Source organism: Streptomyces sp. BHT-5-2 (assembly GCF_019774615.1).
Lineage (GTDB): Bacteria > Actinomycetota > Actinomycetes > Streptomycetales > Streptomycetaceae > Streptomyces.
Genome location: NZ_CP081496.1, coordinates 4,592,201 through 4,607,754 on the forward strand (window position 1 = coordinate 4,592,201; position 15,554 = coordinate 4,607,754).

At 73.0% G+C, this 15,554-nt stretch carries 15 protein-coding genes; 8 read left to right on the top strand and 7 right to left on the bottom strand.

Annotated elements, in window-relative coordinates; translation table 11 throughout:
- Positions 1–275: 275 nt before the first annotated feature.
- Positions 276–767 carry a TetR/AcrR family transcriptional regulator gene (locus K2224_RS20335; RefSeq protein ID WP_260692835.1) on the bottom strand — a complete coding sequence of 164 codons (492 nt, stop codon included), beginning with the start codon at positions 765–767 and terminating at the stop codon, positions 276–278.
- Between the two features lie 84 nt (positions 768–851).
- Between K2224_RS20335 and K2224_RS20340 the strand changes: the two genes are divergently transcribed.
- Both K2224_RS20340 and K2224_RS20345 read left to right on the top strand, forming a co-directional pair.
- Positions 852–1,925 (top strand): FAD-dependent monooxygenase, encoded by a 1,074-nt coding sequence (locus K2224_RS20340; RefSeq protein ID WP_221907933.1) that lies wholly within the window; start codon positions 852–854, stop codon positions 1,923–1,925.
- Between the two features lie 100 nt (positions 1,926–2,025).
- On the top strand, positions 2,026–3,495 hold the full coding sequence (locus K2224_RS20345; protein ID WP_221907934.1) for a S8 family serine peptidase: 1,470 nt from the start codon (positions 2,026–2,028) through the stop codon (positions 3,493–3,495).
- A 74-nt stretch (positions 3,496–3,569) separates the two neighbouring features.
- Here the strand turns inward: K2224_RS20345 and K2224_RS20350 are convergent, their stop codons facing one another.
- A complete protein-coding gene (locus K2224_RS20350) occupies positions 3,570–4,457 on the bottom strand; it encodes a LysR family transcriptional regulator (RefSeq protein WP_221907935.1) in 888 nt (295 codons plus the stop codon).
- 147 nt (positions 4,458–4,604) lie between these two features.
- Between K2224_RS20350 and K2224_RS20355 the strand changes: the two genes are divergently transcribed.
- Entirely contained in the window at positions 4,605–5,006 is a 402-nt protein-coding gene (locus K2224_RS20355; RefSeq protein WP_221907936.1) for a carboxymuconolactone decarboxylase family protein, read from the top strand.
- 65 nt (positions 5,007–5,071) lie between these two features.
- Here K2224_RS20355 and K2224_RS20360 read toward each other — a convergent pair whose 3' ends face one another.
- The gene (locus K2224_RS20360; RefSeq protein ID WP_221907937.1) at positions 5,072–7,486 is read right to left on the bottom strand and encodes an NACHT domain-containing NTPase; all 2,415 of its coding nucleotides are present in this window, start codon (positions 7,484–7,486) and stop codon (positions 5,072–5,074) included.
- Positions 7,487–7,645: 159 nt separating this feature from the next.
- On the opposite strand from K2224_RS20360, the gene K2224_RS20365 reads away from it, so the two are divergent.
- The 5 genes from K2224_RS20365 (at position 7,646) to K2224_RS20385 (ending at position 11,729) form a co-directional block, all read left to right on the top strand.
- Positions 7,646–8,707 (top strand): BTAD domain-containing putative transcriptional regulator, encoded by a 1,062-nt coding sequence (locus tag K2224_RS20365; protein WP_221907938.1) that lies wholly within the window; start codon positions 7,646–7,648, stop codon positions 8,705–8,707.
- Complete coding sequence (locus K2224_RS20370; RefSeq protein ID WP_260692836.1) at positions 8,704–9,435, top strand: DUF6585 family protein; 732 nt, start codon at positions 8,704–8,706, stop codon at positions 9,433–9,435. The genes K2224_RS20365 and K2224_RS20370 overlap by 4 nt, the downstream gene beginning before the upstream one ends.
- Positions 9,436–9,656: 221 nt before the next feature.
- On the top strand, positions 9,657–10,415 hold the full coding sequence (locus tag K2224_RS20375; protein WP_221907940.1) for a PE-PPE domain-containing protein: 759 nt from the start codon (positions 9,657–9,659) through the stop codon (positions 10,413–10,415).
- Between the two features lie 254 nt (positions 10,416–10,669).
- On the top strand, positions 10,670–11,065 hold the full coding sequence (locus K2224_RS20380) for a hypothetical protein (RefSeq protein ID WP_221907941.1): 396 nt from the start codon (positions 10,670–10,672) through the stop codon (positions 11,063–11,065).
- A gap of 19 nt (positions 11,066–11,084) precedes the next feature.
- Positions 11,085–11,729: a hypothetical protein gene (locus K2224_RS20385; RefSeq protein ID WP_221907942.1), complete on the top strand. Its 645-nt coding sequence runs from the start codon at positions 11,085–11,087 to the stop codon at positions 11,727–11,729.
- Between the two features lie 24 nt (positions 11,730–11,753).
- On the opposite strand, the gene K2224_RS20390 is transcribed toward K2224_RS20385, so the two are convergent.
- Genes K2224_RS20390 through K2224_RS20405 form a run of 4 tightly spaced genes read right to left on the bottom strand, consistent with a single transcriptional unit; the run spans position 11,754 to position 15,415 of the window.
- Positions 11,754–12,899, bottom strand: a complete 1,146-nt coding sequence (locus K2224_RS20390) for a caspase family protein (protein WP_221907943.1) — start codon at positions 12,897–12,899, stop codon at positions 11,754–11,756.
- Positions 12,889–13,269, bottom strand: coding sequence for an effector-associated constant component EACC1 (locus K2224_RS20395; RefSeq protein ID WP_221907944.1), 381 nt, complete (start codon positions 13,267–13,269; stop codon positions 12,889–12,891). Before K2224_RS20395 ends, K2224_RS20390 begins: the two co-directional genes overlap by 11 nt.
- 35 nt (positions 13,270–13,304) lie before the next feature.
- Positions 13,305–14,453, bottom strand: a complete 1,149-nt coding sequence (locus K2224_RS20400) for a hypothetical protein (protein WP_221907945.1) — start codon at positions 14,451–14,453, stop codon at positions 13,305–13,307.
- Positions 14,450–15,415: a hypothetical protein gene (locus K2224_RS20405; protein ID WP_221907946.1), complete on the bottom strand. Its 966-nt coding sequence runs from the start codon at positions 15,413–15,415 to the stop codon at positions 14,450–14,452. Before K2224_RS20405 ends, K2224_RS20400 begins: the two co-directional genes overlap by 4 nt.
- Between the last annotated feature and the right edge of the window lie 139 nt (positions 15,416–15,554).

Sequence of the window (15,554 nt, forward strand, 5' to 3'; positions counted from 1 at the left end):
CGGAGCGTGGTTGATCGACCTACCGGATGGTAGCGAACGCCCGCGCACGACAGAACAACGGGGACGGAGAGACTTCTCCCCAGTCCGCCGCTGCTCGGCTCACTGCCTGGACGAGGGGCTCGGGCAGGCTCATCGGTCGCGGTGCGTCCGGCAGCGGCATGCTCGGCACGGCCCCGGCGAACGCCCGACCTCCGGCCGCCTCGATGCGCCCCACGGTCTCGTCGACCTGGTGTCCGGCCTGCGACGACACCACGACGGCGGGCGCGGCCAGCGCCTCAGGAATCGCCGGCGAGCGAGCGCAGTTCGTGGACCACGTCACCGCCGGACGGCGCGTGCTCCGGGTCGATCAGCCACTGCATCATCAGCCCCGTCAGCAAGGCGAGCGGTACCGAACCGCCCAGTCCCTCGCGGCCCTGGCGCTGCCCCTCGGCGAGATGGGCGCGGACCTCCGGCGACCGCTCGGCCTGCACCGCGGCCTCCAACTGGGCCACCCACAACGCCCGGTGGGTGGTGAAGCTGTCGATCAGTGCCTGCCAGCGGTCCGCCGGCTCGTCCCCCGTTGCCTGGGGGCGGAGTTCGTCGTCGAGTTCGTCCACCGCTTGCACCAGTGCCTGGGTGAGCAGCGCGTCCTTGGAGCCGAAGTGGTAGCCGATGGCGGCGTGGCTGACACCGGCGGCGTTGGCGATGTCCCGGACGGTGGTGCGGGCCCAGCCGCGTTCGACCAGGCACTGCTTGGCCCCGGCGAGCAAATCCTCTCGGTTTCCCATGGCGCACAGCATAGCGAAGGCTTGCCCAATCGGTTCATCCATTTGGTTTGACCAAATGGTCAAGAGCGCGCTACGGTCATTCCCATGACGACGACGAAGGTTCTGATCTCGGGCGCCAGCGTGGCCGGTCCGGCCCTGGCCCACTTCCTGCGGCGCGACGGCTACGAGGTGACCGTGGTCGAGCGCGCACCGGACCTCCGGGACACCGGATATGCGATCGACTTCCGCGGTGCGGCATTCGACGTGCTGGAGGAGATGGGCGTTCTCGACGAGATCCGCGGGCACGACACGCGGATGCGCGGCACGACGCTGGTCGACGGGACGGGTGCCGAGACCGGGCGGCTCCCCGCCGAGGTGTTCGCCGGCGAGCTCGAAGTGCCCAAGCGGGAACTCACCCGGATCCTGCACCGGGTGACCGCGGCCGACGTGGAGTACGTCTTCGACGACTCGATCAGTGCGCTCGCCCAGGACGACACCGGCGTCGCGGTCGAGTTCGAGCGGGCGGCGGCCCGGCGCTTCGACCTCGTCATCGGCGCGGACGGCGTCTACTCCAACGTCCGCCGGCTCGCCTTCGGCCCGCACCAGGACGCCGTGCGGCACCTGGGCATGTCCGGCGCCGGGTTCACCACGGCCAACCACCTCGGCCTCGACCACAGCGGAGTGCTGTGCCAGAGCGGCAGCACGGCGATCTACGCGTTCAGCGCCGCCGATCCGGACGTCCTGGGGGTCAGCCTGTCCTTCGCCACCGCCTCGCCCGAACTGGACCGGCGGGGCCGCGAGGAACAGGAGCGGGCCGTGCGGGAGGCGTTCGCCGGGCACGGCTGGGAGGCGCCGCGGCTGCTCGCGGCGATGACCGCGGCGGACGACTTCTACTTCTCCTCCACCTGCCAGATCCAACTCGACACGTGGTCGCGGGGCCGGATCGCGCTGCTCGGCGACGCGGGGTACTGCGCCGCGCCCACCAGCGGCATGGGCACCTCCCAGGCACTGATCGGCGCCCGCACACTGGCCCGTCAGCTGGCCCTGGCGGGCGGCGACCACCCGACCGCGTTCGCCGCCTACGAGGCGGAGCTGCGGCCCTATGTCGCCGAGAACCAGGCAACGGGCCGGGAGGGCGCGGCGATGTTCGGCGGTGGAGCCGTACCGACGGGTTCGTAGACCAGGCCGTGGCGGCGGTCCGGTGGGCCGGGGCGGGGCGGCGGGCCTGTACGGACCAGCGCAGGGAGCGCCGCGACCTCGCCGTGGTCATGATCGGAGTGTGCTCACCCCGAGCCTGGCAGCCACCCGCCGTCTGCGCCGTGCCCTCGCGGCGACGTCGGTCGCGGCCCTGGTCGTCACCGTCCCGGGCTGTGCCGGCGGCGCCCCCGGACCGGCCGGTCCGGTGCCCTCGGCGGTGGCGCGTGCCGCCTCGTCGGCGCCCTCGTCGGCGTCCGGTTCGCCGCGGACCAGCGCCCGGCCGTTCCGGCACGTCCCGTCGCAGGCCACCTGCCGCCGCACGCTCGGTACCGCCTGCTACACCGCCGACCTGGTGCGCCGGGCATACGGCGTCGACCGGCTCAACTCCGCCGGACTCACCGGCCGCGGGCGCACCGTCGTGGTCTACGAGGAGGTCGTGCCCGACACGTTGAAGAGGGATCTCGAAACCTTCAGCGCGGCCATGCATCTGCCGCCGCCGGATCTGGCCGTCGACCGGTACGCCCCGGCCGGGGACATCGCGCCGTTCGACGCGCACAACGCACGGATGGCCGGCGCCGCCATGGAGACCACCCTCGACACCCAGATGGTGCACATGCTGGCGCCCGGTGCGAAGGTCGTCGTCACCCAGATCGGCCTGCCCAGTCGCGCCTTCGCCTCCCCCTCCCCCACGTCCGGCACGGCCCCGGCCGTCCCCGAGGCCGAGGCCGACCGGGCGGCCAGGCAGTCGGCGAAGGTCGGTGCGGCGCTGATCCTCGACGGCATCGCGCAGAGCGTGCGCACGCACCGGCCCGACGCGATCTCGATCAGCTTCGGCGTCGAGGAGTACACCGCCGCCGGGAAGAGCCGGGCACCCGTCCGCGACCTGGCGTCGTTCAGCAGCGCGTTGGCCGCAGTCGTGGCGCGTGGCACCACCCTGACGGCCAGTACCGGCGACTCCGGGGCGGCGCCGCCCGTCGGGCCGCGCGGCGAGCGGGTCCGGTCCGTTTCCTGGCCGGCCTCCGACCCCAGCGTGCTCGCCGTGGGCGGCTCCCGTCTGCATCTGGACGAACTCGGCCGGCGGACCGGCCCGGACACCGTCTGGCACGACCAGGGCGGCGCCACCGGCGGTGGCCTCTCCCAGACCTTCGCCCGCCCCGGATACCAGGACGCGGTGGCGGCCGTGGTCGGTGGGCGGCGCGGTACTCCGGACATCTCCATGGACAGCTCCGCATCCGGCGGCACCCTTGTCTACCAGGGGTTTCTGCCCGCGGGCGCGGGCTGGCTACCGGTCGGCGGCACCAGCGAGGCCGCCCCCATGTTCGCGGCGCTGGTGGCGCTCGCCAACCAGCAGGCCGGCCGTCGGCTCGGCGGCATCCACCGGCAGCTGTACGGCCTCGCCGCCGATCCCCGCAACGGGATCATCGACATCACCAAGGGGGACAACGGCCCCGACGGGTTCGCGGCGACGCCGGGCTACGACCTGGCGTCCGGACTCGGCACGGTCGACGCCGCCGCCTTCGTCCCGAAGCTGGCGGCGAGCGCCGGCGGGTGAGCCCGGAGTCCGGAGGCCGGAGTCCGGAGCCCGAGTGGAACGCGCCGGCACAGCGCATCACGGACAGCTGTGGGTCAGGCGCCGCCCACCGCCTCGGTGAGGATCGTGCGGATCCGTTCGCCGAGCGGGTTGGTGTCGTCGGCGCGCCAGACGAGGTGCAGGGTGGTCGAGGTGTCCGCCAGCGGTCGCGGGGTCACCCCGACGCGGCGCAGGGCGCGGTGCGAGTCGGCGAGGACCGCGGCGCCGAACTTGGCGGCGACCAGGGCCAGCAGCGTCTGCACGCTACGGCCCGCCGCGCTGATCCGCGGCACGACGCCGGCGCCGTGGCAGAGCGCGATGATCTCGTCGTAGGACCGTGGTGACACCTCCCGGGGCCAGATGACCAGGGGGATCTGGCCCAGTGCAGTGAGCGGAGCAGGTTCGGCGGGGTAGGCCAGCGGGTGGCCGGCGGGCAGGAAGAGGGTGAGCGGTTCGCGCCACCAGACCTGGGTGGCCAGCCGGGCGTCGCGCATCGGGAGGCGCTGGACGGCGAGGTCGTAACGCCCCTCCAGCACGCCGGTCGACATCTCGGCGTCGTTGAAGCTCTCCGCCAACTGGAGGTCCACACGGGGGAGTTCGCGCCGCAGTCGGCTCAGTGCGGCGCCGAGCGGCCCGTTGATGCCCGAGCCGGCGAAGGTCACGGTCAGCCGGCCGGTCATGCCCCGCGCGGCCAGTCGCACGTCCTCCAGTGCGGCCTCCGCCTCGGCGAGCACGGTGACCGCACGCCGGACCAGCACCTGCCCGGCCTGCGTCGGCGTCAGCCCGCGTCCCTCCCGGATGAACAGCCGGGCACCCAACTGCCTTTCCATCTCGCGCAGTTGACGACTGAGCGTGGGCTGCGTCAGATGCAGCCGGCGGGCCGCCCCGCTGATGCTGCCCTCTTCCGCGATCGCGACCGCATAACCGAGTAGCCGCAGCTCCATCCATGCCTCCCCCTGCCATACCTCCCAGGCATGGCAACTATAGCCAGTCATGCCCACCGGGCAGATGCGGACGGCTTTCCGGCCAGTCTGGAGACAACGCACCGGCCGGACGACCGGAGCGCACACCCGATCCCGGAGGAGATCCCCATGAACCGCGAAGAGCGCTACGCGTACGGCATGAAGGTGCTGGAGCAGGTCGACGGCGAGGCGGGGCAGCGCATCGTCGACTCCCTCGCGGACACCTCGCCGGAGCTGGGCCACCAGGTCGTCGCCTGGGCGTTCGGCGACATGTACGCGCGGCCCGAGCTGCCCCCGCGCGAGCGGCAGTTGGTGACGCTGGGCGTGCTCGCCGCGCTCGGGGGCTGCGAGATCGAGCTGGAGGTGCACATCAACGCGGCGCTCAACGTCGGCCTGGCCGCCACCGAGATCACCGAGGCCCTACTGCACTCCGCCGTGTACTGCGGTATGCCGCGGTCGATCAACGCCACCCTCGTCGCCAAGAAGGTCTTCGCCGAGCGCGACCTGCTTCCCCTGACCAACCTGAGCTGACCGCCCCGGGCCGGGCCGCCCCGGCCTGGCCCGGCCCGGCCCGGCCTCGGGATTTCATCGGGATTTCAGCGCCTTGCGCCAGGGTCGCCTTGTTCGTCGGGCTTGTCGGGGGAATCGGCAGTCGAATCGGGAGTGGCCGGTCCGCGATCCGCCGCGTCGGGACGCCGCGGGCGGTACGCCGCGGCGAGGTGGTGTTGGAGGCGGGCGTGGCGGAACTGGTAGACGGCGCCGGCCTGGCGGAGGACCCCTCGTTGGTAGGCGTCCTCCAGGAAGGCGACCACGGACCAGGGCAGGCGGCCGGTCAGTGGCAGCCAGATGCGGGCGAAGACCGTCCAATGGCCCCAGGCGGTCAGGCTGAGCCCGTAGCCGAGGCCGGCGCCGAGGCCGCTGATGATGCCGAGTTTGAGTGCGGCGTTGAGATTCCAGACGACCGGGCCCAGGAGCGCGGACAGGGGCTGGATCACCAGCATGGATCCGAAGCCGACGAGGAGGCCGAAGGTCGGGGCCCAGATGAGGAGCTGGGTGGCGACGGTACGGCCGTTGGTCCGCAGCAGGCTGACCGGATTGACGGCGGACCGGATGTCGAGGGGGGTTTCGAAGAGGGCGAGCAGACCGAGGGTCGGGCCGGCCGCGAGCGCGAGCATCAGGCCGTAGATGAGGCCGTCGCCGAGGCTGCCGGCGAGGATGGCGGGGAGGCCGACGTGGAAGCGGGCGCCGTTGATCGCCCCGCGGACGAAGCCGTAACCGGCGCCGAACACCAGGCCGCAGAGCACCCCGATCATCAGGTGGCGCAGCGGGCGCCGGCCGGCCCTGGCCTCCCGGCCGAATATCTTCATGCGGACGCCCGACGGCTGCACGGCCGCGTCCCTGGCCGCGACCATGAACCAGTACACGATCCCGAACAGCAGCCCGGAGAGCAGTCCCGCCACCAGGCCGTCGACGAGTTGGAACGCCACGGAGTCGAAGAGCATGCCGACGACGCCGTCGACGAGCGCGATGGCCAGGCAGATCACCAGCGCGGTCACCAGGGTGCGGGTGGTGCGGCGCATGCCGTGGCCCAGGCGCCACCATTCGAGGTTGGGGGTGTCGAGCCGGTTGAGGTGGTGGGCCAGGTAGCCCAGCCAGTAGCGGGCGCGTTCCGGGTCCCAGGTGCGGAGCGACCCGCTGCCGGGCCGGTGGTCGGGCCGCGGGCGGTAGACGGTGGTGGTGAAGTTGTCGAGAAGGTGGTCCTCCAGCTCCTCGGGGGTGCCGAAGCGCCGGGTGTCCAGCAGCGCGGACGGGTCGTGGTCGGGGGTGTTGCTGTAGACGGCGCGGGCGAGGGTGACCATCAGCGGGGTGGTCAGCACCGCGGCGAGGTTGGCGCCGGCCCGGCTGTCCGGGCGCTCGCGCAGTTCGGTCAGCACGGGGTCCCAGGCGGACGCCGAGCGGTTCCGGCCGCGGGCCTTGCGGGTGGTGCGCGGCAGGTAGTCGGCCAGATCGTCCAGGGTGAGGTCGGTCAGTTCCACCGCGGCCGCGGAGGTGAGCACATCGGTCTCGGCCACCGCGGCGGCGTACTCGGACGGACGGCTGGTCAGCAGCAGCGGCAGCGCGGTGGCGTTGAGGGCCTCCAGCGCGGGGCGGCGCAGGCCGTCGGCGATCTCGTCGAAGCCGTCCAGCACGGGGAGTATCCGGCCGGTCTCGACGAGGGCGGCGGCCAGGCTCGGTCCGCCGGGGCCCGGGGCGGCGAGGCCGGGGTGGTCCCGCGTCAGCTGTGCGGCCAGCCAGTCCCGGAGTGTGATGGCGGTCGGGTCCCATGAGCCGATGCTGAAGATCACCGGTACGGCGTCGGCCCGGCCCCTGGACTTCAGGTGGTCCAGGACGAACCGGACGGTGAGGATCGTCTTCCCCGAGCCGGAGCGGCCGAGCACGACCAGCCGCCCGGACGGGATCCGCCGGTGGACGTCCACGATCGCGTCCAGTTGCCCGCTCAGGTCCAGCGGCTCGTGGGTGCTCCCGGGGGGCATCCGGCGGATGTTGGCCCAGTGGTCGGTCAGCTCCTCGGCGACCGGCCGCCAGCGCACCGGCAGCGGATAGGGGTCGTGGACCTGCCGCTGCTCCTCCTCGCGGCGCCAGCGGGCGGCCACCGTCTGTGCGACCTGTTCGGCGACGTCGGCCAGGGTCTCGTGCAGCGGCGAACCGGACGGGCCCGCGGCGGGCGGCTCGGCGGCGGGCGCCTCGGCGAAGGCGGCCGGTTCTTCCGGAGGGTCGGCGTCCGCGGTCCGGCGGACGGCGGACGCCAGCAGCCGCTCGCGTTCCTCGGGACGCAGCCCGAGCGCGTCGGCCAGGAGCCGCACGGTGGTCACGCGAGGGTCGGCGCGCTCGCCGGTCTCCAGCCCACGGATGGTGCGGACGCCCACTCCGGCGCGCTCCGCCAACGCCTCCTGCGTCATGTTCGCTTCACGCCGCAGCCTTTTCAGCAGCGTGCTGAACTCACTCGTCACGGGTCACGGCCTTCCCCCGGCAATGTGTGTTTCCCCAGGTGAGGGACTCTAGCGCGGCTACCGGCCGGATACGGCCGGTCTGCTGGCCTGTCCGTTTCACCGCCCCGGGACCAGCGTCGACGGCAACCGCCCGGCCGACTCACGTCAGGAGAGCCCGCAATGCCGACGACCGCGACCCTCGGTCGACCGACCGTCACCACGCTCACGATCGAGGAGCGCGAGGTGCTCCGGGCGGTGGGCTACGGCCTGACGGACGGCGAGATCGCCGCCGCGCTCACCCTCGCCGAGAACGCGGTCGACACCCACCTCGCCCGGGTCCTCACCAAGCTCGAACTCCGCGACCGCGCCGCCGCCATCGTCCACGCGTTCGACTGCGGGCTGGTCGAGCCCGGCCGGGGCCCCCGGGTGGCGGCCATCCCGAAGCAGCGGACGGCCGCCCGCCGGACCCGCGAACCGCGGGTGCGGATCTCCGTCCTCGGGCCGCTGCGGGCCTGGCGCGACGGACAGCCGGTGGATCTGGGGCATCTGCGGCAACAGGCCGTGCTGGCGGCGCTGGCGCTCTGCCCGGACCGGACGGTCAGCCAGGAGGAACTGCTCGACGGCGTGTGGGGGATGGAGCCACCGCTCACAAAAGTGGTGCCGGTGTACATCTACCGGCTGCGGAAGGTCCTTCAGGTCGGGCACGGCACGGAGGCGGTGATCCAGCGCGACCGGTGCGGCTACCGGCTGGTCCCCGGCGCGGTCGAGGTGGACGCGGCGCGCATGGAGGAGCTGGTCACCGCCGCGGGTGCGGCCGAGCGGGCCGGTGAGCTGACCGAGGCGGTCCGCGTCTGCACCCAGGCGCTGGACCTGTTCCGCGGGGAGCTGCTGGCCGGGCTGCCGGGTCCGTTCGCGGAACTGGAGCGGCTGCGGCTCGCCGAACGCCGGATCGCCCTCGTACAGCGGAAGCTGGACTGGCAGTTGCGGCTGGGCCGGCACGCCGAGGCGGTCGGCGAGCTGTGGGCGCTGGCCGCGGCGCAGCCGTTGAACGAACCGATCGCCGCGATGCTGATGCGCGCGCTGTACCTCAGTGGCCGGCAGGCGGACGCGCTGTCGGTGTTCGGCCGCACCCGTCGCCGGCTGGCCGACGAGCTGGGGGTGCTGCCGAGTCGGCTGCTGAGGCGGACGCACGAGATGATCGTGCGCGGATCCGACGCCGGCCTCGCCGGGGCCAAGCCGTGACCCCACCGACGCCGCGTACCCGCGGTGAGGAACTGCTGTTGGCCCGGACCTCCGCGGCGGCCGGCCGTGCGCACCTCGGCAGACGGCTGGCCACCTATGCGGCGGCCGCCTACCGACCCCATGGACGGAACGGTCTGTTCCGGGCGATCCGGTACCTGCCGGCCCTCGTCCGGTACGGCCGGTCCGACGCGGCGAGGGCGGGCGCGGGCGCACGGCTGGATCTGTACGAGCGCGGCATGACCGTCGCCGTGAAGGGGCGGATCCATGTCGTCCGCTACGACACCACCGCGGTGTTCCCGCGCCGCACCCGGCCGCCGCACGACGCGTCCGGCCCCGGCGCCACCCGCACCTACACGCTCATCGACGTCGACCGGAAGCGGATCGTGCTCCAGGGCAGACCGGGGCACGGGGACGCGGAGGCGTGGGAGCGCGAGATCCGACGGGCCGTCACCCATGCCCAGCTCCCTCCCGCCCTGGCCGCGCTCGACAGCGGCGAACGCATCGACTTCGGGGACATCTGGCTGACCTCGGAGCGGATCGGGTCGGGAGAGACGTCCATGCCCTGGTCGCAGGTGCGGCGGATCGGGAGGGGGGAGGAGCCCGTTGTGATCACCATCGACGGGAAGCGGCACAGACTGGGACCAATGGTGTCCAATATTCCGAATCCATTTGTTTTCTGGGCAGTTGTGGAGAGATTACGTGCCGATGGCAGGACTGATCGACCGTGATTTCGTCCCGTGACCGCCCAGGGGCACCCACGGGACGGTCGAGATGGGCACCGTCCGTTGCCTGTTCGGGAATCGTTCGGAAACGGAGTGGGCAGTGCGTCCGGGACGGAACGGCGCCGTATCCCTGCGTGCGTTTCATCGTCATTCCAACGTCCCTGGCTAACCTCATGTCCGCACCCAGCAGTTGTTCCGGAACCAGCTCGTCGAGGAGAAACAGAGCGATGACCCTGCGCACCAGATGGAAGAAGGCGATCGGCGCGACCGGGGCGGCAATGGCCACCGTGGCTCTGACCGCCGCCACCCCCAGCTTCTCCCACGCCGCTCCGGTGCACCACTACTACCTGGAGGTCGGCGGCACGGGCTCGACGGCGCCCGCGCCCGACTGCACCTCCACCTACGCCTTCGCCAACAAGCACCTCAACGGCGGCATTCCCGTGCCGGTCTGCTATCCGGCGAGCGCCGGACCCTGGCTCAACGGCCACAACGCTCCGGACGTCACCGCGCCGAGCTTCGACGCCAGCGTCCGCGAGGGATACCGCAACCTGCTGGCCGCCGCCGAGAACACCTACCACCGCGACCCGAACGGCCGGTTCACGATCGTCGGCTACTCGCAGGGCGCGCAGGTGGCCGACCAGGTGCTCCAGACGATCGCCGCCGGCCGCACGGACATACCCCGGTCGAAGGTGAACGGCATGCTCTACGCCGACCCCATGCAGCCGGGCACCGGCATCTGGGCGAAGGTCCCGAAGGGCTGGAGCGCCCTGGGGTTCACCTCCACGGGCGCCGGCCCGGCGAAGTTCGACGGCGTCCCGGTCCGGCGTTTCTGCATCCGCACCGACCTGGCGTGCGACGCGACCTCGATCCGGTCCGTCCCCGGCTTCCTGCAGCAGCACCCGAAGTACTGGCAGGAAGGCAACGTCATGACGCAGACCATCGGGCACGACGGCGGTGACGGCGTCACCTGGTTCGACGCCCGATAGCCAGGTAGGGCGTCCACGCACCAACGCCGCGGGGCAGTCGACGCAAGGGGTTCCTCTTGCGCCGGCTGCCCCGCGGTCATGTGTTCCGCAGCCCGTCTCGAAACCTCCGGCCCGCACGTCGTCGAGGTTTCATCGTCATTTCAGCACCTCCCACGACAGTGGGCCGAACAAGGTGCCGAACCGCCGGTCGTGCGCCTGCCCGCCCCCTGCGCGTATCCGTGGGTACGCGTCCTCAGTGAGTGAACGGTGTCGCTGTGAACGATCTCTTGCACAAACTGGTCTCCGCCGTCATCACCGGAGCGCTGATCGCCCTGGTGGGATACCTCAGCGTGACCGTACGCAGGCGACGGGTCGCCCGCGAGGAGGCCGCGGCGCCGGCCCCCGTCGAGGATCGCACACAGACCCTGCTGCGCCAGGCCCAACAGGCGGACTCCGCCCGCGATGTGCTGGCCACCCAGGGCCGGCACGCGGACGCCCTGGTGCACGCCAGGGAGGCCGCCGATGCCTGGCGTGCGCTCGGCCAGGCCCGGCCGGGGCGGTTCCGGACGGAACGCAGGACCGCGCTGGACTGCCTGAGCGAACTCCTGGACGCCGTGGGCGAGGAGCGGCAGGCGGCCCAGGTCCGCCAGGAAGCCACCGGCCTTTCCTGACGAGGCGAGGAGACCGCACATGCCCATCGCGACCTGGACCGGCCGGAAAGCCACTCCGGAGGCGGCCGCCGCCGACATCTCCGCGGCCCTGGGGGACGAACTCGGCCTGCCCGACGCACCGTCGGCGACGACCCTGCCGGCCGAGAGCACCGGCGTACCGGCCGGGAGTCTGCTCCCACCGCGCGAGCGGTTCAGCGGAATGCCCGCGGCGACGCACTGCTTCGTCTACGTCGACGCGCGGACGCCCAGGCCCTTCGAACTCCGTGCCGCGGTGCTCGGCGGACGCTCGTTGATCCGTCGCAGCCTCGGACTGGGCCTCCTGCTCTACGCGGTGCCCCTGACGATGCGACCGCTCCCCTCCCCCGTCGGACTGAGCACGACCAGCGGCTCCACCCCCGCTCTCTTCGAGGGCGACCCCGCGGCCGCGAACGGTTTGAACAGCAACGCCCAACTGCTCGCAACGGCCCGGGCGTTGACACCCACCACGGCCGGGCCCGACCGGCACCACTCCTGGCAGGTGGCCCGACGGCTGACCATCGAACCACTCCCGCACGGTGCGGTGCTGCTCGTCCAGACGCTGCACCGTGCCACCCCCCGTGCCTGGTCCCTCGGCGCCGCCAGGGTGCTGGACTTCGCCGCCGGGGTGGAGGCGGCGCTCGGGTAACGACACGGGGACGGCGGGTGCCTCCTACGTGCCTGTCTCGACGGCCGTGGGGGAAGGGGACGTGGCACCGGCGCGGTCCCGCCAGACGTCCAGGCTCGCGCGGGCCGCCGCCAGGCCGGGATCGTCGGGCGGGACCGTCGGCTCCCAGGCGGCGACCGTCTCGCGCAACAGGGCGTGGGCGCGCTGCGGTTCACCGGCCGCGCCGGTCGCCGAGGCGTGGGCGTGGCGGTAGCGCAGGGTGTCGGGGTCCGTCGGACCGAGGTGGGCGGCGGCATCGGAGGCGATCGCCGCGAAGAGCGCCGCCGCATGCCGCAGTCTGCGCCGACCGCCCGTGGCGGCCGTTGCCTTGAGCCGTTCGGCGAAGCGGGCGCGGGCGAGCAGGCCGGGCCGGGTGCCCGCGGTGCCATGGGCACGGTTGCGGAACAGGGCGACGTCGCCGCTGTCGCCGAAGGCCCGTTGCAGGGGCCTGGGGAGGCCGGCCGCGGGGAGGGCGACATCGAGGTGGCGGTGGAGGGTGGTCAGGTCGAGGTGTTCGGGACCGTCCGGCACTCCCTCGGCCAGCAGCCGCAACAGGGTGGCGGTGAAGCCGGTCTGCGGGTAGCCCTCCGGGGTGCGCGCCCGCTTCGTACGGCCGGCAGCCGCGAGGAGGTGGACATCGGCCGCCTCGGGCGCGTCCAGCGCACGGCCGGCGAAGCAGCAGTCCAGGACCACGACCTTGTGCCGGGCCCGGACGGACTCCAGTGCCTGGAAGACGGTGGCGACCGGCAGCGCGGTGTGTTCCGCGCTGTTCCCGTCGTCCACCGTGCCCGGCAGGGCCAGACACAGCCGGTCGCCCGGGCCCCGAACGCCATGGCCGGAGAAGGAGAACAGGAGCAGATCGAGCCGTTCCCCGCCGGGCGCCGGCAGCAGCCGCAGCACCTCGGCGGGGGTGGGCGGATCGATCCGGGAATGCACGGTGCTGGGATCGAAGAGGCCGTACGGGCCGGTGAGTTCGGCGGTGAGCGCCGTGACACCGGCCGCGGCCTGCGGGAGTTGCGGCAGGGTGCTGGGCACGACCTGGGTGGCGGTGCCGATCAGCACGGCGGCCGATCGCCCCGGGGCGGGGACGATCGGCGGCCAGGGCGGGGACTGCGCCGCCCGGAAGTGCTGCGCAGGCTGCTCAGTCGGCATCGCCCGGACCCGGCTCCAGGAAGCGGCGCAGCTGTTCCTCGACCGCGGCGGCGTCCCGCGGGTCGGTCGCCGACAGCTCGATATGCGTGCCGTCCGGCCGGGTCACCTTCAGGCTGACGCTGCGGTTGCGGAACCGCTGGCCCACCCATACGCCGACGGCGGCGACCAGCGCGTCCAGCACCGGCCCGGCGGCGTTCAGCACCTCGGCGGCGTCCGCGAGCCCGCCCTGCTCCCCCGGGGCGGGCGGGACCATCCGCAACCGGGCCGCGCCGCCGAGGTCCTCGTCGTCGTTGAGCCAACGGGCGAGGGAGCGGGCCAGGTCGTCGGTCTCGTCGGCGGGAGCGTCGAAGGTGAACGTGAGCGGCTGCACGGCGTTTCTCCAAGTGGCGGGATTTCGGGGCGGATTCAGAAGTTCGGGGCGTAGGGGTCGGGGCCGGCGGCGGGCGCGCTGCCCGCTTCCGGAGGCCCGGCGCTCCGCCGAGGGGTGGCGAACAGCGGCGGGCGGCCGGGGACCTCGTACGGGAAGCGGAAGGCCGCCGCGGCCTGTGGGAGGTCGACGAGGTCGGTGAGGACCTTCTCCCATTCGCCGAGCGGCTGGGGCACTTCCTGGCGGTAGGTGGTGTCCAGCCAGGTGCGTTGCATGCCGGTGAGGTTGGTCCAGGCATCCGCCGTCTCGTGCGGCGCCACCGCCCGGGCCACCGCGGCGCCGGGGCTCGCGGTGGGCGGTGCGAGGGTGGCGGCGACCTGCTCGGCGAGCGGGAGAACGGCGTCACCGGCACCGGCCAGCGAGACCCGCAGGCGGTAGGCGCGGCCCGAGAGGGCGGCCAGCGCATCGTGGTACAGCGGCGCCGCGCGCAGGGCGAACGGGTCGGGCGGAATGTACTGCGTGAAGACCGGGTTGGGCCGGCCGGGCTGGCAGAGGCGGCCGTACTCGCGGGCCAAGTACCCGAGGTAGGAGAGGAGTTCCGGCGGCGGCGCGCAGGGTTCCAGGCAGACCGCGGCCACGGTGGGGGCGCCGGCGCGGGCCAGTGCCTCCCACACCGGTTCCCAGCTCACCGCCTCCCCGACCAGCGGGGCGACGGCCACGCCCAACCGGAAGTCGACGTCCTGCCGCTGCAACCACGCCCAGGACAGGCGTTTGCGGACCTCGGCGAGACGGGTCGGTACCTGGCCGAACGGGACCAGCGCGGTGTGCAGTTCCCCGACGTCCTCGATCGGCTCGGCCCGTACGTGCCGGGGGCAGTCGGCCAGCGCGTCCCGCAGGGCGAGCGCCGCGGCGGACGCCGTCCGGCCGTCGGGGCCGGGCATACGGCACAGCAGTGTGCAGGCCACGGCGGATCCGGGTGCGGTGGCGTAGCGCAGTTCGAAGGCACGACCGTCGGGCTGCCAGAGCCGCGACAGCCAGACCTGTTCGAGGTCGGCCGCCTCACGGCGGCGCTGCGCCTCGGGCAGCCCGACGTGGGCACCGTTCCGGTGGATCGCCGGTTCCGGTGCGAGCCGGAGCCCGGCCCAGGCCCAGGCTCCGGCGGGCCCGGCGTGGGCCAGGACACTCATGCCGTGGGACCGGCCTCACCGCCGTGCCGGGGCTGCTGTTCCCGGGGCTGCGCCTGGGTCCGGCCCTCCCGGGTCCGGTCCCCCTGGGTCCGGTCCTGGTGCTGTTGCGGTGGCACGATGGGGACGGGCGGGACGGTGGGCGGCGCCGCGGGCGGCGGCGGGGTGACGCCCGGGGACGGCACGCCCGGGGCGGGACCACCGGCCGTCGGCACCGGGTGTGCCTCGACCGCGACCATCAGCCCCTCGCGGCAGGCGAGGTGGACGGCCTCCCGCATGGCGCGGGCACCCTCGCTGCGCAGCATCTGCCGTTCGATGCTGTTGTCGCCCTTGAGGGCACGGAAGAAGTCGCCGATGAACTGGGCCATCAGTTCCGTACCGCGGCGCGAACGCCACATCATCCAGCCGAGGTAGAGGCTGCTGCCGTAGTTGAACACCGAGACATAGGCGGTGTACGGGTGGTTGTTGAGGGTGATGCGGGGGCCGAACGCCTGGGGAGCGAGGGGGTAGCCGCGGCTGCCGAGCGTCCGGAGGATCGTCGCGTACACCGTCTCCGCGCGGTCGGGGCGATCGGGCAGCAACACCCGCCATTCGCCGACCGGTTCGGGCAGCCGGGACATGAGCAGGACGAGCAGGAACACCACGAACGAGGCGAGGGAGGCGAAGACGAACCAGCCGGCCCCGCCCGTGTCGGCACTGCTGGGCTCGTCGCCGTACAGCGAGTACGAGTGACTGGACGACCCCAGGCCGGACATCAGCGAGACGAATCCGATCCAGGTGGGGATCACGCCCGCCAGGAACCCCGCAATGGCCGCCCGCAACCACAGGAAGAAGATCGTCTTGCCGGGAACGCTCTCGTTGAGGGCCAGTTCGACGGGCTGGTAGCACAGGGTCTTGTCCAGGTAGGCGGCGTTGCCGTCGCCGCCGCGCCATCCCGGGAGCGGCGTCGCGTTTCCAGTGATCATGTCTCCCCTGATGAGCAACGCGAATCGAAGCGGACCCGCGACATGCGCCGGGGCCCGCGCCCTACTCTGGCACAACCTTCCCCGACGTTCCGTCACTTCGCCTACTACCAGGGGTGGTTGAGGCGATGTTCGACATCCG

What these genes read in the sequence shown, in the direction of transcription:
- K2224_RS20335 (WP_260692835.1), bottom strand. Translation starts at nt 767, where the DNA reads ATGGGAAACCGAGAGGATTTGCTCGCCGGGGCCAAGCAGTGCCTGGTC.
- K2224_RS20340 (WP_221907933.1), top strand. Translation starts at nt 852, where the DNA reads ATGACGACGACGAAGGTTCTGATCTCGGGCGCCAGCGTGGCCGGTCCG.
- K2224_RS20350 (WP_221907935.1), bottom strand. Translation starts at nt 4,457, where the DNA reads ATGGAGCTGCGGCTACTCGGTTATGCGGTCGCGATCGCGGAAGAGGGC.
- K2224_RS20355 (WP_221907936.1), top strand. Translation starts at nt 4,605, where the DNA reads ATGAACCGCGAAGAGCGCTACGCGTACGGCATGAAGGTGCTGGAGCAG.
- K2224_RS20365 (WP_221907938.1), top strand. Translation starts at nt 7,646, where the DNA reads ATGCCGACGACCGCGACCCTCGGTCGACCGACCGTCACCACGCTCACG.
- K2224_RS20375 (WP_221907940.1), top strand. Translation starts at nt 9,657, where the DNA reads ATGACCCTGCGCACCAGATGGAAGAAGGCGATCGGCGCGACCGGGGCG.
- K2224_RS20385 (WP_221907942.1), top strand. Translation starts at nt 11,085, where the DNA reads ATGCCCATCGCGACCTGGACCGGCCGGAAAGCCACTCCGGAGGCGGCC.
- K2224_RS20390 (WP_221907943.1), bottom strand. Translation starts at nt 12,899, where the DNA reads ATGCCGACTGAGCAGCCTGCGCAGCACTTCCGGGCGGCGCAGTCCCCG.
- K2224_RS20400 (WP_221907945.1), bottom strand. Translation starts at nt 14,453, where the DNA reads ATGAGTGTCCTGGCCCACGCCGGGCCCGCCGGAGCCTGGGCCTGGGCC.
- K2224_RS20405 (WP_221907946.1), bottom strand. Translation starts at nt 15,415, where the DNA reads ATGATCACTGGAAACGCGACGCCGCTCCCGGGATGGCGCGGCGGCGAC.